Raw genomic sequence first — 18139 nt, 5'->3', positions numbered from 1 at the left:
GCCGCGCGGTTGCCCGCCCCACCCGCCTCGGACGTCGCGGACCTTGCGGGACCCCGTGGGTCTCGCGGACGCTCAGGAACCGCTGCTCGCCGTGGGCAGCCCCGACGGTAGCGCCCCGCCCTCGGCCCGGGTGTAGGTCTCCTTGCCGAGTCCACCCTCCCAGGTCACCTGGAGCGTGGTCTTGTTGACGGTCTCGACCGTGCCCGCCGACCGCGCCTTGCACGCGTCCAGGCGGATCACGTCCTTGCCCGCCTGCCCGGTCGCGGTCCCGGTGCACGTGGTCCGGTCGGTGGAGAACAGGGCCGCCTGACGGCCGGTGATGATGAGCACCACGGCCTTGCCGCCGCTGGTGGTGAGCCAACTGCCGTTCAGCGCGCCGTCCGTGGCGCCCGCGCCCCCACCGCCCGTACCTCCGCCATCCGTACTCCCGCCGCCCGTGGCCGACGGCGTGGCGCCACCGGAGACATCCCCCTCGGCACCCCCGGCACCCGAGACTCCGCCCTGGTCCCCGCCCCCGCCGCTGCAAGCTCCCAGCACGAACGCGCCCAACAGCGCGACGGCACCGACCCGCACCGCCACGGCCGTCCTGCTCGCCGACGTGGCTGTCCTGGCTGCCTTGGCCGTCCTGGCTGTCTTGGCCGTCCTGTTCACCGAGCTCCCCCAACCTGGCGGCGGTGTTCCGACCGGCGGCCGGTGCACCACCGGCAGGCTATCGGGTCACGTTCACGCAACCCCCGCGTGGAGACGGAACACCGCGGGCCTCCCGTGCGTCTTTCCTGGAGTGCACGTGTCAGTACGGGCGCGGAGTACGGGCGCGCCCGGCGGACGGACAGGGCACGGGACGCGCATGCCCGGTCCTTTCGGGGGCAAACGCCGCATCAGCTTCGGTAAAGCGCTCGTCAAAGCTGTAACGGCCGCACCACTCCACGTGCACGTGCATCTGCTCATGCACCTGCACATGAACAAGGTTATGATCCGGATCAGTTGACCGATGCATCAATGGCCATACCAGCCAGTGCACCACCGGGGAGCGACCTGTGAACCACGACGTCGAGGGCGTGTACGGGGAGTGCGACGTGTACAACGGCATGGCGGCCGAACGGCTGCGAGGGGTGGCCTGGCAGAAGAGCCGGCACAGCAACTCACAGGGCTCGTGCGTGGAGTTCGCGCGCCTGCCGGGCGGGGACGTGGCGGTGCGGAACTCCCGCTTCCCCGACGGTCCCGCGCTCGTCTACACGCGCGCGGAGATAGAGGCCATGCTGCTGGGCATCAAGGACGGCGAGTTCGACCATCTGATCGCCGGCTGACGAAACGAATCGCCACACCACGGGGGCAGACACCCGGCAGGCCGGACCGGCCGCCACGGACCTCGTGACGCGCGTAGAACCGCGGCATCGCACAAGGCCGCGGTTCCTCGGACCGGGCCGCGGACCCGCAGCTCAGAGGGCCGACGGTACGGCGGGCGCGATCGGCGCGACCGGTACGGCGGGCCCCAGCCGGAACAGCGCCCAGACGACCTTGCCGCCCAGCGTGCCGGCCAGCGGATGCCAGCCCCAGCCGTCGCTGAAGGAGTCGACGAGGAACAGTCCTCGGCCCGACTCGGCGGAGAAGTCGTCGCTCTCGCGGGCCACCGGACTCTCCCGGCTCGGGTCGCGCACGGCGCACACCAGCCGTTCGGTCCAGTGCATCAGGTGCAGCCGCACCGACGGGCCGTGGTCGCACGCGCGCGGTCCCGGCGCGTCCGGCAGCGCGTGCCGCAGGGCGTTGGTGACCAGTTCGGAGACGACCAGGCAGACGTCGTCGAAACGCTCGCCCAGGTCCCACTGGTCGAGCGTGGCGCGGGTGAACTGCCGTGCCTCGCGCACGGCTTCGAAGCGGGCGGGCAGCGCGCAGGAGGCGGCATCGCACACGGCGGAGGGGTCCAGTGGCGGAAGGCCCTGCCGTAACGGCTGGAGCATGGTCGATCCATTCGTCCCCATGCGAGGCACTCCCGGGAAATCGCGATCGTTGCGATGCATTGGTCATTGCGATGCAGCGGTGGCGCGAGACCATGGTTTCGGATGCGTACAGCAGATGCAAGGGCAGATGCACGTGCACGTGACCGAATTGGGCCCTCCCGTACCGCTTACTGGCCATTTTTTCCGCCATCTTCTCGACCGTCGATCGCCTTCTTCTCGCCTCTCGCTGTGCGCTTTCTGCGATCTCTTTCCGTTTCCGTAATCATGCGAGTACTGCTCGAAGTGTTTTAGTGGCAGACTGCGGCTCTTGAAGACGGTTGGGGAGGCTGGCGAACGTGAGCGCGGGAGAGCCCGGATCGGTGGTGCGGCGCATGCTGCTCGGCTCGCAACTCAGGCGGCTGCGGGAGGCACGGGGGATCACGCGGGAGGCGGCGGGCTACTCGATCCGCGCCTCGGAGTCGAAGATCAGCCGGATGGAGCTGGGCCGGGTGAGCTTCAAGACCCGTGACGTGGAAGACCTGCTGACGCTCTACGGCATCACGGACGGCGCCGAGCGCACCTCGCTCCTCTCGCTCGCCAAAGAGGCCAACGTCGCGGGCTGGTGGCACAGTTACTCCGACGTCCTGCCCAGCTGGTTCCCCACCTATGTGGGCCTGGAGGGCGCGGCGTCGCTGATCCGCGTCTACGAGGTGCAGTTCGTGCACGGCCTGCTCCAGACCGAGGCGTACGCCCGCGCGGTGGTGAGGCGCGGCATGCAGGGCGCGAGCGAGGCGGACGTGGAGCGCCGGGTCGCGCTGCGCCTGGAGCGGCAGAAGTACCTCGTCTCCGAGAACGCGCCGGAGCTGCACATCGTCCTGGACGAGGCCGCCCTGCGCCGCCCCTACGGCGACCGCGCGGTCATGCGCGGCCAGTTGCAGCACCTGATCGAGTTCTCCGAGCGGCCCAACGTACGGCTCCAGGTCATGCCGTTCAGCTTCGGCGGGCACGCCGGTGAGTCCGGTGCCTTCACCATCCTCAGCTTCCCCGAGTCCGATCTGTCGGACGTCGTCTATCTGGAGCAGCTCACCAGCGCCCTCTACCTGGACAAGCGCGAGGACGTCGCCCAGTACGAGCGGGCGCTCAAGGAGCTCCAGCACGACAGCCCCGGCCCGGACGAGAGCCGCGATGTGCTGCGGGGCCTGCTCCAGCTCTCCTGAGCCGTCCCGGTTCGTCCCCAACTCGCCCCGCCCGCGCGTACGATGACGTTCGATCAGACAGCGAGCGCCTGGGATTCGAGGGGTCACATGTCGTCCTACTTCACCGACCTGGCACGGCAGTACATCGACGGCGAGTGGCGCCAGGGCAGTGGCTCCTGGGACATCATCGACTTCAATCCGTACGACGACGAGAAGCTGGCCTCGATCACGATAGCCACCGTCGACGAGGTCGACGCGGCCTACCGCGCGGCGGCCCGTGCCCAGAAGCAGTGGGCCGCGACCAACCCCTACGCGCGCCGGCTGGTCTTCGAGAAGGCGCTGCGCCTGGTCGAGGAGCGCGAGCGGGAGATCACCGAGGTGATCATCGCCGAGCTGGGCGGTACGCACCTCAAGGCCGCCTTCGAGCTGCACCTCGTCAAGGAGTTCCTGCGCGAGTCGGTCCATCTGGCGCTGGCCCCCGAGGGCAGGATCCTGCCGTCGCCGTCCGACGGCAAGGAGAACCGCGTCTACCGCGTCCCGGTCGGTGTCGTCGGCGTCATCAGCCCCTTCAACTTCCCGTTCCTGCTGTCGGTCAAGTCGGTCGCCCCGGCGCTCGCGCTCGGCAACGCCGTGGTGCTCAAGCCGCACCAGAACACGCCCATCGCCGGCGGCACCCTGGTCGCGAAGATCTTCGAGGACGCGGGTCTGCCCGGCGGTCTGCTCAACGTCGTCGTCACGGACATCGCCGAGATCGGTGACGCGTTCATCGAGCACCCGGTCCCGAAGGTGATCTCCTTCACCGGCTCCGACAAGGTCGGCCGGCACGTGGCCACCGTGTGCGCCGCGAACTTCAAGCGCTCCGTGCTCGAACTGGGCGGCAACAGCGCGATCGTGGTCCTGGACGACGCCGACCTCGACTACGCGGTCGACGCGGCCGTCTTCAGCCGCTACGTCCACCAGGGCCAGGTCTGCATGGCGGCGAACCGGGTCCTCGTGGACCGCTCGGTCGCCGAGGAGTTCACCGGGAAGTTCGTCGCCAAGGTGAAGTCGCTGAAGGTCGGCGACCCGCGCGACCCGGGAACGGTCATCGGCCCGGTGATCAACTCGGCGCAGGCGAACGCGGTGTCCGGCACCGTGGAGCAGGCCATCGCCGAGGGCGCGACGGCGCTGGTCCACGGCACCACCCGGGACAACCTGGTCGCCCCCTCCGTCCTGACCGGGGTGCCCGCCGACTCCGCGCTGCTCCAGCAGGAGGTCTTCGGTCCGGTCGCCTTCCTCATCCCCTTCGACGGCGAGGAGGAGGCGGTCCGGATCGTCAACGACACCCCGTACGGCCTCAGCGGCGCCGTGCACACGGCGGACATCGAGCGCGGTGTGGCCTTCGCCAAGCGGATCGACACCGGCATGTTCCATGTGAACGACGGCACCGTCCACGACGAGCCGCTGGTCCCCTTCGGCGGCGAGAAGCACTCCGGCATCGGCCGGCTCAACGGCGAGACGACCGTGGACGCCTTCACCACGGTGAAGTGGATCTCGGTCCAGCACGGCCGCAGCGGCTTCCCGTTCTGACGGGCGACCGGCTGACCGGCTGACCGGCTGACCGGCTGACGCCTGACGGGACCGGCCCGCTCCGCCCGCCGTCCTCCTCGCCCGCCGTCCTCCCCGCTCTTCGTCCGTCCCGCCGCCGTCCGTCCCGCCGCCGTCCGCCCGGCCCTCGCGCGGCCGGTCGCCGCGGCGGCCATAACCTGGACCGCATGTCAGCGATCCGTCTCCTGGTGCTGGGCGCCGTCCGCCAGCACGGGCGGGCCCACGGCTACCAGGTGCGCAACGACCTGGAGTACTGGGGCGCCCATGAGTGGTCCAACGCCAAGCCGGGCTCGATCTACCACGCCCTGAAGCAGATGGCGAAGCAGGGACTGCTGCTCGCGCACGAGATCGCGCCGTCCACGGCGGGCGGCCCGCCGCGCGTCGAGTACGAGATCACGGAGCTGGGCACCGAGGAGTACCTCACGCTGCTGCGCGAGTACCTCACCGCCTACGACCAGCGCCCCGACGTGCTCACCGCCGCGCTCGGCTTCATGGTCGACCTGGAGCGCGCGGAGGTCCTCGGCCTGCTGGAGAAGCGGGTGCGCAGCATCGAGGAGTGGCGCAGGTCGGTCACCGAGTACTACACCCCCGAGGAAGGCCCGGGGCAGCTCGGGCACATCGGCGAGATCATGAACTTCTGGGTGCACTCCGCCGACTCGGGCGCCGAGTGGACGCGCGGCCTCATCGAGCGCGTGCGCGGCGGGGCGTACACCTTCGCGGGGGAGGGCGAGCCGTTCCGCGGCGTCCTGGCGGACGGCCAGGAGAACCCCTTCGGGACCGGACGGCCGGGAGAGGCCGGCGGTGCACCGGACGAAGAGACCCACTAATCAAGTTTGACCAACCGCCTCGGCGGCGCTACCTTCCTCCGGCAGGGAGCAGTAGTCAAATTTGGTTAGTGAGGGGAGCGGCCGATGGCCGAGGCGGCGATCACCGTCGAAGGGGTACGCAAGAAATACGGCGGCAGAGGAGGGGCGTACGCGCTGGACGGGCTCCGTCTGAGGGTGGACCGGGGCACCGTCCACGGGGTGCTCGGTCCGAACGGCGCGGGCAAGACCACCCTGGTCCGGATCCTGTCCACGCTGCTGCGGCCCGACGCGGGCCGGATCACGGTGGCCGGGCACGACGTGGTGGCCGACGCCTACGCCGTACGCCTGCGCATCGGGCTGCTCGGCCAGCACGCGGCGCTCGACGAGGAACTGGGCGGCCGGGAGAACCTGGAGCTGTTCGGCCGCCTCCACCACCTGGGCGCCCGCGGGGCACGCGCGCGTGCCGGTGAACTCCTGGAGCGCTTCGGTCTGACCGGCACCGGACGCAGGCCGGTGAGCACCTACAGCGGCGGCATGCGGCGCCGCCTCGACCTGGCGGCCTCCCTGATCACCGAGCCCGAGGTGCTCTTCCTGGACGAGCCGACCACCGGCCTGGACCCGCGGGGCCGCGCCGAGGTGTGGGCGGCGGTCCGCTCCCTGGTCGGCGGCGGCACGACGGTCCTGCTGACCACCCAGTACCTGGAGGAGGCCGATCAGCTCGCCGACCGGATCTCGGTCGTCGACGCGGGCCGGGTGATCGCCGACGGCACCGCAGGCGAGCTGAAGGCGCTCGCGGGCGGCGACCGCGTCGACGTGGTGCTGCGCGACGCGCGCCGGCTGGCGGCCGTCGCCGCGCTGCTGCCGCTGACGGGCGTGTCCGCCGACCCCGACCGGCGGCTGCTCAGCGCCCCGGTCACCGACCGCATGGCCGCGCTGTCCGCCGTCGTACGGGCCCTTGAGGAGGCCGGTGCGGAGGCGGAGGACGTGGCTCTGCGCCGCCCGACGCTGGACGAGGTGTTCCTGCACCTCACCGGAGGGGACCACCGAGTGGAGGAGCCCGCGTGAGCACGGCCACGAACCCGAGCCCGAGCCCGACCCCGGGCACGAGCCTGAGTGCGGAGATCCGCCCGAGCGTCCGCGCGCTGTCCGACTCCTGGACGATGACCCGGCGCGAACTGGCCCGCTGGGCGCGGCGCCCCGTCCAGGTGGCCGTCGCCCTGGTCTTCCCCGTGATGCTGCTGCTGATGTTCGGCTACCTGGTCGGCGGCGGCCGGGACGTGCGCGGTGACTACGTCGACTACCTGGTCCCCGGCATGCTCGCCCTGACCATGGCCTTCGGCCTGGAAGGCACGATGCTCGCCGTCACCCAGGACCTGAACAAGGGGGTCATCGACCGGTTCCGCGCGATGCCGATGGCCGACGGCGCGGTGCTGGTGGGGCGTTCGGCCGCCGACATGCTCCAGTCGGCGCTGGTCCTGGTCGTCCTCGTGGGCGTCGGGCACGCGCTCGGCTGGCGCGCGCACGGCGGACCCGGCGGCCTGCTGGGTGCCCTGGCACTCCTGCTGCTGTTCCGCTTCGCCATGCTGTGGGCGGGCATCCACCTGGCGCTGCTGGCGGGGCGGCCCGAACTGGTCCAGGCGGTGCAGATCCTGGTGTGGCCGGTGGGCTTCCTGTCCAACGCGTTCGCCGCCCCGGACTCCATGCCCGGCTGGCTGGGCACGCTCGTGCGGTGGAACCCGATGTCCCACACGGCGACGGCGGTACGGGACCTCGTCGGCGGACCGGGCGGCGAGTCCGGGCACGTGCTCCCGGCCGTCCTGTGGCCGCTCGGGCTGCTCGCGGTGTTCCTCCCGCTGGCGCTGCGCCGCTTCCGGGGCCTGAGCCGCTGAGCCGCCGGGCGGCCGCGGGGGCGGTGCGGGACGGCGGTCAGCGGGCCGCCGTCCCGTCCGCGCGCAGTTGCATCTGCGGGCGGCCGGTCACCAGCAGCCAGGCGGGCAGCGAGGCGAGGCAGAGCAGGGACAGCAGGGTCGGCGAGGAGACGAGGACGGCGGCCGTGAACAGGCTCACCCAGCCCTGCCGGGTCACCGCCAGCAGCATGCCGAGCACGCCCGCCGCGACGCCGAGCGCGGGCGGCACCGAGGGCACCAGGGCGTGCGCGGTGAGCCCGAGCGCGGCGCCGATGAAGACGGACGGGAAGATCCGGCCGCCGCGGAAGCCGCAGGACGCGGCGACGAGCAGCGCCGCCAGCTTCACCACGGCCAGCGTCGCGAACTGCCCCGCCGTCCGGTCCCCGGGAGCGCGGGCCAGCTCCGCGACCTCCGAGAGTCCCTTGAACAGCGTCAGAGGGCCGCCCAGCACGCCCAGCAGCCCCAGCACCAGGCCACCGGCCGGCAGGGCGATCATCGGGTGCCCGAGCCGGGCGAAGACCCGGTGGACGTACGGGAAGGCGTACACGGCGGCGAGGCCGAGCAGGGCCGCCGCCGAGGCGATCACGAGCGCGGCGAGCACCTGGCCCGCGTGCGGGCGGCCGAGCGGCGGCAGCCCGAGGTCGAAGGTGGGGTGGGCGACCAGCGTCGTGGTCATGGCACCGGTGGCGCCCGCGGCCAGCGGCGCGAACAGGTTGTCCCACAGCGCCCCGCGCATCGGGCGCCCGGCCAGGGCCTCGGAGATGACCAGCGCGGCGGCCACCGCGGTCCCGAACAGCGCGCCGATGGTCGCCGCCTCGGCCAGCGCGGGCCACAGCGCCCGCGGCAGCCGGGGCAGCAGCCTGCGGCCCAGCCAGAAGACCAGCGCCACGTTGGCCGCGATGATCGGGTTCTCCGGGCCGAGGCTCGGCCCGCCGGCCAGCATCAGCATCGTCGCCAGCAGCAGGCCCGGCAGCACGCCCGGCGCCACCGGGGCGGCCGACAGGCCCAGCGTGGCCGGGTCGGGGCCCGCGTGCCCCGGCACCTTCCACACCACCAGTCCGACCAGGACACCGGTCGCGGTGAGCACGACCAGCATCCACACCGCCGAGTACCGGCCGATGCCGAGCGCGTCCGGCAGGTCCTCCCACAGGGCGCCCTGCAACCGCTCCGCCACCCCGCTCACCAGCAGGAGGAGCAGACTGCACCCGATCCCGGCGACGAGGGCGGGCAGGATCAGGGGCAGCAGCGCGCGGGCCGGTGCCGACGGTACGGCCGGTGCGGCGGCCGGCTGCCGCTCGGTGTCCTGGACCACGGGCACACGATAAGCGGGCGTATCCGGAGGAAACCGGAGGAACGCGCGCACCGCGTCCGGCGGCCGTCGCGGGCTTGCACCTCACGCGGCGTGAGGACGCACCGTGGAGCGCGTACCGAGAAGGGAGCGGAAGTGGGCTACACCGTGGGCCAGGTCGCCGGTTTCGCCGGAGTGACGGTGCGCACCCTGCACCACTACGACGACATCGGCCTGCTCGTCCCGGGCGGGCGTAGCCACGCGGGGCACCGGCGCTACGACGACGCCGACCTCGACCGGTTGCAGCGGATCCTGTTCTACCGGGAGCTCGGCTTCCCGCTCGACGAGGTCGCGGCACTGCTCGACGACCCGGACGCGGACCCGCGCGCGCATCTGCGCCGCCAGTACGAGCTGCTGACCGCCCGGATCGACAAGCTACAGCGGATGGCCGCGGCCGTGGAGCAGGCCATGGAGGCACGCAGGATGGGAATCGACCTCACGCCCGAGGAGCGTTTCGAGGTGTTCGGGGACAAGGACCCCGAGCAGTACGCGGAGGAGACCGAGCAGCGCTGGGGCGGCACCGAGGCGTACGCCGAGTCGCGGCGCCGCGCCGCCCGCTACACCAAGGAGGACTGGAAGCGGATCAAGGCCGAGGCGGACGCCTGGGAGGAGCGGTACACCGCGCTGGCGGCCGCCGGGGAGCCGCCGGCCGGTCCGGCGGCCATGGATCTGGCGGAGGAGCACCGGCGGCACATCGGCACGTGGTTCTTCACCTGCCCGTACGAGATGCACCGCTGCCTGGCGGAGATGTATGTCGCCGACGAGCGCTTCACGGCGTACTACGACGCGATGCGGCCGGGGCTCGCCGAGCACCTCAAGGAGGCGATCCTCGCGAACGCGGCCCGCCACGAGGGCTGACGGTCACGAGGGCTGACGGTAAGGGGCGTCCGCCCATGGCGGGTGCCCCTTACGTCCGTGTCCCGGGGCGGCGGGTCCGGTCCCGCCGGGGGCTGCGCGCGGGATCCGGCGGAACCCGGGGCGTACACCATCCGTTGATACTTTGTGCGGCAGTACCCGGAGGCCGACCCGCCGCCGACCGTCCTCACCCCCTCAGGAGCCCGGAACCGTGACGACGCTTGCCCTCGGCCCGAGCTGGCTGGATCCGAACTACCTGCTGGACACCTACGGCATCTGGGGGCTGCTGCTGGTCGTCTTCGCCGAGTCGGGCCTGCTCATCGGCTTCTTCCTGCCGGGTGACTCGCTGCTGTTCACCTGCGGTCTGCTGATCACCTCGCACCAGCTGGACTTCCCGCTGTGGGCGGCCGTCGCGCTGATCTGCCTCGCGGCCGTCCTCGGCGACCAGGCGGGCTACATGTTCGGCAAGAAGGTCGGTCCGTCCCTGTTCAACCGCCCCGACTCCCGCCTGTTCAAACAGGAGAACGTCGTCAAGGCGCACGAGTTCTTCGAGAAGTACGGCCCGAAGTCCCTGGTCCTGGCCCGCTTCGTGCCGATCGTGCGGACGTTCACGCCGATCATCGCGGGCGTCAGCGGCATGCGGTACCGCTCGTTCGTCACCTTCAACGTCATCGGCGGCGTGCTGTGGGGCGCGGGCGTCACCCTGCTCGGCTCCTGGCTCGGCAAGATCGACTTTGTGAAGGAGAACATCGAGGCGATCCTCATCCTGATCGTCCTCGTCTCGGTCGTCCCGATCGCCATCGAGTTCCTGCGCGCCCGCGCCAAGGCGAAGAACGAGCCGCAGCCCGCCGCCGCGGCGCCCGAGCCCGTCGCCGCCCACCAGCAGCAGTACGCGCGGCAGCCCCAGCAGCCCCAGCCGTACGGGCAGCAGTTCCAGCCGCCGGTCCTGGACGACGCGACCACCCAGCTCCGCCGCATCGAACCGCCGTACGAGCAGCAGCGTCCCCATCAGCAGCACGCGCAGCAGCACCAGCCCCAGCCGCCCCAGCAGCCGTACGGCTACGACCAGGGGCAGCAGCACCCCGGCGGCGCGTACCCGCAGCAGCACCAGCAGCCGCCCCATCAGCCCTACGGTCACCCCCAGCAGCCGCAGCAGCCGCAGCAGCCCCAGCAGCCGCAGCCCTACGGCGACCAGCAGGAGCAGCAGCAGTACGACCCGCAGTATGACCAGCGGCAGTACCCGTACGACCAGGACCAGGGGTACTACCGCGCCCCCTGAGCCGCCGCGCGGCCCGGCCGGGCTCAGAAGCCCCTGGTCCGCTTGGCCGCCCGGCGGCCCGCGGCGCTGCCCGCCCCCGGCAGCCGCAGGAAGAGCCGGGAGATCTCGGAGCCGAGGTTCACCCCGATGGCGATGGCCATGGCGAGCGAGACCGCCTTGGCCAGGGAGACGAGCCCCTTGTCGATATGGCTCTGCGCGATCGACAGCAGCCCGAAGTACGTGGCGGAACCGGGCAGCAGCGGCCCGATCGCGGCCGTGGTGTACGGCAGCGCGGAGGCGAAGCGGTAGCGGGACAGCAGTTGCCCGAACAGTCCCACCAGGCCCGCGGCCGCCGCCGTGGAGGCGACCGGCGAGATCTCGCCCACGTTGTGCATCGCGCCGTACACCACCCAGGCCACCCCGCCGTTGAGCGTCACCCACAGGACGGTGGACCGTTCCTGCTGGAGCAGCACGGCGAAGGTGAGCGACAGCAGCATCGACGCGACGATCTGGAGCACCGGCCGCTGGCTGCCCACCAGCGCCGCGTCCGGGTTGAGCTGGGCGCCCAGCTTCACCCCGAAGTACAGGACCAGCAGCACACCGGTGACGATGCCGACGAAGAAGTACATGACCTCCAGCAGCCGGGCCGAGGCGGTGATGTAGAAGCCGGTCAGCCCGTCCTGCACGCCCGCCACCAGCGCCCGCCCCGGCAGCAGCGCGAACAGGCCACCGGTGATGACCGCGGACGCCTTCACGTCCACGTCCGCCACCGTGAGCGCGACGCCGATCGCGGCCGGCGGCATCGCGGCGACCGTGAACTGGTAGAACTCCGGCAGGCCGCGCCCGGCGCACAGCCAGGCCAGCCGGTCGCCGAGCATCGCGCCGAGCGCGGCCACCACGAAGACCAGCGGACCACCGCCGACGAGCACGGAGGCCGCGCCCGCCAGCAGCCCGGCGGCGCCGGTCAGCGCCCAGCCGGGGTAGGGGTGCCGGTTGCGGCGGATCTCCGCGAGGCGCCGGTAGGCCTCCTCCAGGGACACATGGGTCTCGGGGTCGCTGAGGTCGTCGACGAGCTGGAAGACGGCCGCGAGCCGGGTGTAGTCCGTGCCGCGGCGGCGCACCACGCGGGAGGCCGACACCGGGTCGTCCACCAGGGACGGCTGGTAGGAGATGGACAACAGGGTGAAGGTGACGTTTGGCTCGCAGCGGTCCAGGCCGTAGGAGCGGCAGACCGCGAACATCGCCGTCTCCACGTCCTCGGCGCCCTCACCGCCCGCGAGCAGCAGTTCGCCGATACGCAGCGACAGGTCGAGGACGCGCGGGACGGCCGGACCGCCCTCCTCCGCCTTGTGCACCTGCTCCAGCGCGGGCCGCTCGGTCACCGACATGCGCAGCATCGTGCGCATCCGGTCCTGCCAGGGGGCGTCCTTGGTCAGACTGACCGCCGGGGTGCCCCGGGGCGGTGTGAAGGCGTACGGCGCCTCGCGCGCGGTGTAGGTGTGCGGGGTGCTGAACGCGGAGCCCTCGGGCTCGGCGGCCGGTGCCTCGGGCACCGCCAGGCCGTCCGGCAGGGCGAACTCCGAGGTCGTCTCGGACTCGCCTGCGGGCCGGGGCGCGGCCAGACCCTGCGGGAGCGCGAACTCGGACGTCGTCGACGACTCGTTGTCGACCGGTGTCACGGCGGTCACCGGGGCCGCCCGGACCACCGGGATCAGCTGCGTCGTCTGCGTCACCGACGCCTGCGCGGGACGCGCGGGGGAGGACACGAAGTCACTCCTCGCCTCGTCCGACTGCGGTTTGCGGTCCTCCGCGTCCGTCACTGGGCAACGCTCCCTGAACGACACCTTCCGTAAGCCTCAGTATGCGCGGGTATCCGCGCACGTATGCCGAAGGCCGCGTCACCTCTCGCGAGGTGGACGCGGCCCCTGGGCGCGGTGCGGTCAGTGACCGCCGTGCTCCTCGAAACGCTTGCGGGAGCGCTCGATCTCCGCCTCGGCGTCGGCGCGGCCCACCCAGTTGGCGCCCTCGACCGACTTGCCCGGCTCCAGGTCCTTGTAGACCTCGAAGAAGTGCTGGATCTCCAGGCGGTCGAACTCCGACACGTGATGGATGTCCCGCAGGTGCTCCACGCGCGGGTCGGACGCCGGCACGCACAGCAGCTTGTCGTCGCCGCCGGCCTCGTCCGTCATCCGGAACATGCCGATCGCGCGGCACTTGATCAGACAGCCGGGGAAGGTCGGCTCGTCCAGGATGACCAGCGCGTCCAGCGGGTCGCCGTCCTCGCCGAGGGTGTCCTCGACGAAGCCGTAGTCCGCCGGGTAGCTGGTCGAAGTGAAGAGTCGACGGTCCAGGCGGATACGACCGGTCTCGTGGTCCACCTCGTACTTGTTCCGCGAACCCTTCGGAATCTCGATCGTGACGTCGAACTCCACCGGTGGCTCCTCCATGATCAGCACATAGTTCTGGTGATTAAGTGTCCCTCACGCAGGTGTGTGATCGCGAAAGGGGCTGGTGGTCGTGCCGGAGCTGAGGGGCTGGCGGGCCGCGGAAGAGCGGCTGGCACGCCTGACGCGGTCCCTGCGGCCGCGCCTCGCGCGGGTCGCACGGTCCACGGGGCCGGTCCTGGCCGGGGCCGCGCGGACCGCGCGGCCGTGGATCGCACGGTTCGCGCAGGCCACCGGGCCACGGCAGGGGCGGCCCAGGACGTGGCGGTACACCGCCGGTGCGGCCACCGCCGGGCTGGCGCTGGCCGCGGGGGTGGTGACTGCCGCCGGTCCCTGGGACTCCACCGGTCAGCGTACGGCCGAGCGGGATCGGGCCGTGGCCCTGGAGCGCGCGGGTGGCGCAGATCACGGCCGCGGTTCCGATATGTCCCGGGGTGTGCGGCCCGGCGGCGCGGCGGCGGACTCCCCGCGGGCCGCGCCCAGCGCCGCCGCCGTCCTGGCGGGCCTCGGCGGCACCGGGGGCGCCGTCCGGCCGGCGGCCGAGGGTCCGGCCCTCGCCCCCGTCCTCGGCCCGCTCCTGGAGAACCCGGCGCTCGGCACCGGCCGCTCCGCCGCCGTCGTCGACATCACCACCGGACGGCAGCTCTACGGGCAGGGCGCCGGAAACGGCCTCACCCCCGCCTCCACCACCAAGATCGCCACCGCCGTCGCCGCCCTGTCCGCCCTCGGCCCCGATCACCGCCTCACCACCCGCGCCGCCCTGGAGCCCGACACCGGGGAACTCGTCCTCGTCGGCGGCGGCGACCCCACCCTCACCGCCCGCAAGGACGCCAAGGGCGCCGCCAGCCTGCGCGCCCTCGCCGACGCCACGGCCAAAGCCCTGGCCGGACGCGGGGTGCACCAGGTCACCCTGTCGTACGACACCAGCCTGTACGCCGGTGCCGATCTGCACCCCATCGGCGTGAACGAGAACCTGGCCCGGGTCAGCGCGCTCATGGCCGACGAGGGCCGTACCGACGACTCCGCCAGCGGCCCCGCCGACCGTGTCGCCGACCCGGCCGCCGAGGCCGCCCGCGCCTTCGGCCGCTTCCTGGGCGAACACGGCGTCCGGACCACCGCCCCCGGCCCCTCCAAGGCGACCGGCCGCGCGCAGACCCTCGCGACCGTGTCCTCGCCCCCGCTGTCCGACGTGGTCGAACGCATGCTCACCAACAGCGACAACGACATCGCCGAGGCGCTCGCCCGGCAGACGGCCAGGGCCTCCGGCCAGCGGGCCGACTTCGCGGGCGGCGCCCGCGCCGTCGCCGCCCGGCTGAAGGCGCTCGGCCTGCCCCTGGCCGGCGCCGCCTTCCACGACGGCAGCGGCCTGGACCGCGCCGACCGGCTCACCGCGAACCTGCTCACCGCCCTGCTGCGCACCGCCGCCGACCCCGCCCGCCCCGGGCTGCGGCCGGTCCTCACCGGACTGCCGGTCGCCGGGTTCACGGGCACCCTCGCCGACCGCTACACCGGCGACGGCGCCGCCGGGATCGTCCGGGCCAAGACCGGCACCCTGACCGGTGTGAACACGCTGGCGGGCACGGCCGTCGACCGCGACGGCCGGCTGCTGGCCTTCGCCTTCCTCGCCGAGGGCACCACCGACCCGCAGGCCGCCCAGGCGGCCCTGGACCATGTCGCGACGACCCTGGCGGCCTGCGGCTGCGGCTGAACCCCGTACGCCCGGGACGCCGTCCGGGACGGCCGACGGGGCCCCGCGCGGGCACCGGACGGCCTTGGGCGGCCCCTGGACGTGGCGGGCCGCGGCCGCGCTCCCGCAGCGGGGGCGTCCGTCGCTCTGCCTCCTGGGCGGCGACGCTCGCCGGGCCTTCGGCGCGGGCACCGGACGGGCCCCAGGGCGGACCCCGGACGCGGCGCCCGGGGCCGCGCTCCGGCACCGGAGGCGTCCCTCGCTCTGCCTCCCGGGCGGCGCCCGCTCGCCCGGCTTTGGACCGTGTCGCGGCAACACGGTGGCCGATGGCCCGCTGTGGCTGTGGCTGAACCCCGCTGTCCGGGACGCCCGCCGGGGCCCGCACGGATCCGGGCCGACCCCCAGGCCGATCCCCGGGCCGCCCCTCGGGGCGGACGCCGGGCGGATCCCGGAGGCGGTGGCCCGGGGCCGCGCTCCGGCGCCCGGTGCCGTCCGCCGCCCTGCCCTGAGTGGCGGCGCTCACGTACCGTTGACACATGACGAGCATCGGTGGTGCCGCAAGTCCCGGGATGGTCGACTGGAATCTCGCGGTGGCGACCGCGACCAGGCTGGTCCGGCCGGGCCCCGAGGTGAGCCGCGACGACGCCCGCGCGGTGGTCGCGGAGCTGCGCCGGCACGCCAAGGTCTCCGAGGAGCACGTGCGGGCCTTCACCCGGCTGGGCACCGAGGAGACCCACGACACCCCGGTCCTGGTCGTCGACCGCCCCGGCTGGATCCGGGCCAACGTCGCCGGTTTCCGCGAACTGCTCAGGCCGCTGCTGGACAAGATGCAGGAGCGGCGCGGCAGCAACCCCGGCGCCGCCGTCCTCGGAGCCGTCGGCGGCAAGGTCACCGGCGTCGAACTGGGCATGCTGCTGTCGTTCCTCGCCTCCCGCGTGCTCGGCCAGTACGAGACCTTCGCCCCGGCCGTCCGCGACCTGCCCGGGGGTGCCGACGGCGGCGGACGGCTCCTCCTGGTCGCCCCGAACATCGTCCACGTCGAACGCGAACTCGACGTGGAGCCGCACGACTTCCGCCTCTGGGTCTGCCTGCACGAGGAGACGCACCGCACGCAGTTCACCGCGGTGCCCTGGCTGCGCGACCACCTGGAGGGTGAAATCCAGTCGTTCCTGTCCGAGACCGACGTCGACCCCACCGCGTTCCTCGAACGGATCCGGGACGCCGCGCAGTCGCTCGTCGGCGGCCGCCCCGAGGGCGAGGAGGACGACGGCGGGCGCTCCCTGGTCGAACTGGTCCAGACTCCCTCGCAGCGCGAGATCCTCGCCCGGCTCACCGCCGTGATGTCCCTCCTGGAGGGCCACGCCGACTATGTGATGGACGGGGTGGGCCCCGAGGTCGTGCCGAGCGTCGCCGAGATCCGCGAGAAGTTCCAGCAGCGCCGCGCCAAGGGCGCCTCCCGGCTCGACTCGGCGCTGCGCAAGCTGCTCGGCCTGGACGCCAAACTGCGCCAGTACCGGGACGGCGAGCGGTTCGTCCGCGCGGTCGTCGACCAGGTCGGCATGGACGGCTTCAACCGCGTCTGGACCTCCCCCAACACCCTTCCCACCAAGGCGGAGATCGCCGAACCGGCGGACTGGGTGGCGCGGGTGCACCGCAAGGCCGAGTCGTGAACCGGCCGCGGACGGGGTGAACCGGATCCGGCCGACGGCAGACGAACGCCCCTCCAATCACCCGTCCGAGGGACCGTGAGCGATGGGTAGGCGTGCGATGCTCGGGGAACGGCCCGTTTCTGTCACCATCGACACACTCTGAGTGACCCGCTCGGGCTCACCCCCCGAAAACTCCGTGAAGGGAACCGGACATGGGTCCCCATCCTGCGGTCGCGGCGATACGCCTGGCGGTCCGCCGCGTCCTGAACGACATCCTCGACGAGCAGTCCCCGGCCCCGCCCCCCGCCGGGCCGCCCCGCCCCGAACTCCAGACCGCGCACGCGGCGCAGGCGGCGTACGGCGGACAGCCGCAGCACACCGCGCCCGCCCCGCGCCCCGCACAGCTGCCCGAGCGCCCCGCGCCCGGCGTGCCCACCCCCAGCCGGACACCCCGCGCGCCGCGCGCCCCGCACGGCGCGAGCGCCGCCCGTACGCCCGCGCCGCTCGTGCTCGTCGCCTGCTCCGGCGGCGCCGACTCCATGGCGCTCGCCTCCGCCCTCGCCTTCGAGGCGCCCAAGCTCGGCATCCGCGCCGGCGGCGTCACCGTCGACCACGGCCTCCAGCCCGGCTCCGACCTGCGCGCCGCCGAGGTCGCCCAGCGGCTGCGCGAACTCGGCCTCGACCCGGTCGACGCCGTCGCCGTCACCGTCGGCCGCGACGGCGGCCCCGAGGCCGCCGCCCGCGACGCGCGCTACGCCGCCCTGGACGCCGCGGCCGACCGCCACGGCGCCCACGCCGTCCTGCTCGGCCACACCCGCGACGACCAGGCCGAGACGGTCCTGCTCGGCCTCGCCCGCGGCTCCGGCATCCGCTCCCTGTCCGGCATGGCCGCGGTCTCGGGGGCCGGCGGCCGCTACCGGCGCCCGTTCCTGCACATCGACCGGCAGACCGCCCGCAGGGCCTGCATGGTCCAGTCGCTGCCCGTCTGGGACGACCCGCACAACACCGACCCCGCCTACACCCGCTCCCGGCTGCGCCACGAGGGACTGCCCGCCCTGGAGAAGGCCCTCGGCAAGGGCGTCGTCGAGGCCCTGGCCCGCACCGCCCAGCTCTCCCGCGACGACGCCGACGCGCTCGACGCCTGGGCCGGCCAGGCCGAGGCCGTCGCCCGCGACGAAGCGGGCTGCCTGGAGTGCGCCAAGCTGCACGACCTGCCGCCAGCCGTGCGCCGCCGGGTGCTGCGCCGCGCCGCCATCGACGCCGGGGCACCGGCCGGGTCCCTGTTCGCCCGCCACATCGAGGAAGTGGACCGGCTGATCACCGGCTGGCGGGGCCAGGGAGCCATCAACCTCCCGGGCAAAGTCGTCGCCCGGCGGCAGGGTGGCAGACTGGTGATTCGGCAAGGCTGAAACCTTCCCCCCGGGGGAGGCGCCGGTCTCCCCTCCGGGGAGGCTCCCGGCAGGTC

16 protein-coding genes are annotated in these 18139 nt (G+C 73.1%); 11 read left to right on the top strand and 5 right to left on the bottom strand.

What is annotated here, in order from left to right:
* Positions 1-72: 72 nt before the first annotated feature.
* Positions 73-651, bottom strand: a complete 579-nt coding sequence (locus R4Z62_RS14640) for a hypothetical protein (protein ID WP_491519993.1) — start codon at positions 649-651, stop codon at positions 73-75.
* 386 nt (positions 652-1037) lie between these two features.
* Between R4Z62_RS14640 and R4Z62_RS14635 the strand changes: the two genes are divergently transcribed.
* On the top strand, positions 1038-1307 hold the full coding sequence (locus R4Z62_RS14635; RefSeq protein ID WP_064534395.1) for a DUF397 domain-containing protein: 270 nt from the start codon (positions 1038-1040) through the stop codon (positions 1305-1307).
* Between the two features lie 132 nt (positions 1308-1439).
* Here the strand turns inward: R4Z62_RS14635 and R4Z62_RS14630 are convergent, their stop codons facing one another.
* On the bottom strand, positions 1440-1979 hold the full coding sequence (locus R4Z62_RS14630) for an ATP-binding protein (protein ID WP_355478261.1): 540 nt from the start codon (positions 1977-1979) through the stop codon (positions 1440-1442).
* A gap of 338 nt (positions 1980-2317) precedes the next feature.
* Between R4Z62_RS14630 and R4Z62_RS14625 the strand changes: the two genes are divergently transcribed.
* The 5 genes from R4Z62_RS14625 (at position 2318) to R4Z62_RS14605 (ending at position 7415) form a co-directional block, all read left to right on the top strand.
* Positions 2318-3154 (top strand): Sco1979 family transcriptional regulator, encoded by an 837-nt coding sequence (locus R4Z62_RS14625; protein ID WP_491521876.1) that lies wholly within the window; start codon positions 2318-2320, stop codon positions 3152-3154.
* Positions 3155-3241: 87 nt separating this feature from the next.
* A complete protein-coding gene (locus tag R4Z62_RS14620; RefSeq protein ID WP_064534397.1) occupies positions 3242-4702 on the top strand; it encodes an aldehyde dehydrogenase family protein in 1461 nt (486 codons plus the stop codon).
* 185 nt (positions 4703-4887) lie between these two features.
* Complete coding sequence (locus tag R4Z62_RS14615; protein ID WP_491519992.1) at positions 4888-5547, top strand: PadR family transcriptional regulator; 660 nt, start codon at positions 4888-4890, stop codon at positions 5545-5547.
* Positions 5548-5631: 84 nt separating this feature from the next.
* On the top strand, positions 5632-6591 hold the full coding sequence (locus R4Z62_RS14610; protein ID WP_491519991.1) for an ATP-binding cassette domain-containing protein: 960 nt from the start codon (positions 5632-5634) through the stop codon (positions 6589-6591).
* 95 nt (positions 6592-6686) lie between these two features.
* The gene (locus tag R4Z62_RS14605; RefSeq protein ID WP_491521875.1) at positions 6687-7415 is read left to right on the top strand and encodes an ABC transporter permease; all 729 of its coding nucleotides are present in this window, start codon (positions 6687-6689) and stop codon (positions 7413-7415) included.
* A 37-nt stretch (positions 7416-7452) separates the two neighbouring features.
* On the opposite strand, the gene R4Z62_RS14600 is transcribed toward R4Z62_RS14605, so the two are convergent.
* The gene (locus R4Z62_RS14600) at positions 7453-8745 is read right to left on the bottom strand and encodes an ion channel protein (protein WP_491519990.1); all 1293 of its coding nucleotides are present in this window, start codon (positions 8743-8745) and stop codon (positions 7453-7455) included.
* A gap of 132 nt (positions 8746-8877) precedes the next feature.
* Here R4Z62_RS14600 and R4Z62_RS14595 point away from each other — a divergent pair, with 132 nt between their 5' ends.
* On the top strand, positions 8878-9639 hold the full coding sequence (locus tag R4Z62_RS14595) for a MerR family transcriptional regulator (RefSeq protein WP_037894206.1): 762 nt from the start codon (positions 8878-8880) through the stop codon (positions 9637-9639).
* A 208-nt stretch (positions 9640-9847) separates the two neighbouring features.
* A complete protein-coding gene (locus tag R4Z62_RS14590) occupies positions 9848-10915 on the top strand; it encodes a DedA family protein (RefSeq protein ID WP_491519989.1) in 1068 nt (355 codons plus the stop codon).
* A gap of 23 nt (positions 10916-10938) precedes the next feature.
* On the opposite strand, the gene R4Z62_RS14585 is transcribed toward R4Z62_RS14590, so the two are convergent.
* Together R4Z62_RS14585 and R4Z62_RS14580 are read right to left on the bottom strand one after the other, a co-directional pair.
* On the bottom strand, positions 10939-12714 hold the full coding sequence (locus R4Z62_RS14585; protein WP_381740797.1) for a threonine/serine exporter family protein: 1776 nt from the start codon (positions 12712-12714) through the stop codon (positions 10939-10941).
* 120 nt (positions 12715-12834) lie between these two features.
* Entirely contained in the window at positions 12835-13326 is a 492-nt protein-coding gene (locus R4Z62_RS14580) for an inorganic diphosphatase (protein WP_018568890.1), read from the bottom strand.
* A gap of 79 nt (positions 13327-13405) precedes the next feature.
* Between R4Z62_RS14580 and dacB the strand changes: the two genes are divergently transcribed.
* From dacB to tilS, 3 genes are all read left to right on the top strand, one after another.
* Entirely contained in the window at positions 13406-15046 is a 1641-nt protein-coding gene (gene dacB, locus R4Z62_RS14575) for a D-alanyl-D-alanine carboxypeptidase/D-alanyl-D-alanine endopeptidase (RefSeq protein WP_491519988.1), read from the top strand.
* Between the two features lie 548 nt (positions 15047-15594).
* Positions 15595-16695 carry a zinc-dependent metalloprotease gene (locus R4Z62_RS14570; RefSeq protein ID WP_064534404.1) on the top strand — a complete coding sequence of 367 codons (1101 nt, stop codon included), beginning with the start codon at positions 15595-15597 and terminating at the stop codon, positions 16693-16695.
* Between the two features lie 191 nt (positions 16696-16886).
* A complete protein-coding gene (tilS, locus tag R4Z62_RS14565) occupies positions 16887-18083 on the top strand; it encodes a tRNA lysidine(34) synthetase TilS (protein ID WP_491519987.1) in 1197 nt (398 codons plus the stop codon).
* Positions 18084-18139: the final 56 nt, after the last annotated feature.

It is taken from the genome of Streptomyces sp. PL-25, assembly GCF_058344915.1.
The sequence above is the reverse complement of the archived record's forward strand: the minus strand, read 5'-3'. Positions and strand labels throughout refer to the sequence as shown.

Coding starts and splice junctions, on each gene's coding strand:
- R4Z62_RS14630 (WP_355478261.1), bottom strand. CDS start 1,979: ATGGGGACGAATGGATCGACCATGCTCCAGCCGTTACGGCAGGGCCTT.
- R4Z62_RS14620 (WP_064534397.1), top strand. CDS start 3,242: ATGTCGTCCTACTTCACCGACCTGGCACGGCAGTACATCGACGGCGAG.
- R4Z62_RS14615 (WP_491519992.1), top strand. CDS start 4,888: ATGTCAGCGATCCGTCTCCTGGTGCTGGGCGCCGTCCGCCAGCACGGG.
- R4Z62_RS14610 (WP_491519991.1), top strand. CDS start 5,632: ATGGCCGAGGCGGCGATCACCGTCGAAGGGGTACGCAAGAAATACGGC.
- R4Z62_RS14605 (WP_491521875.1), top strand. CDS start 6,687: ATGACCCGGCGCGAACTGGCCCGCTGGGCGCGGCGCCCCGTCCAGGTG.
- R4Z62_RS14570 (WP_064534404.1), top strand. CDS start 15,595: ATGGTCGACTGGAATCTCGCGGTGGCGACCGCGACCAGGCTGGTCCGG.
- tilS (WP_491519987.1), top strand. CDS start 16,887: ATGGGTCCCCATCCTGCGGTCGCGGCGATACGCCTGGCGGTCCGCCGC.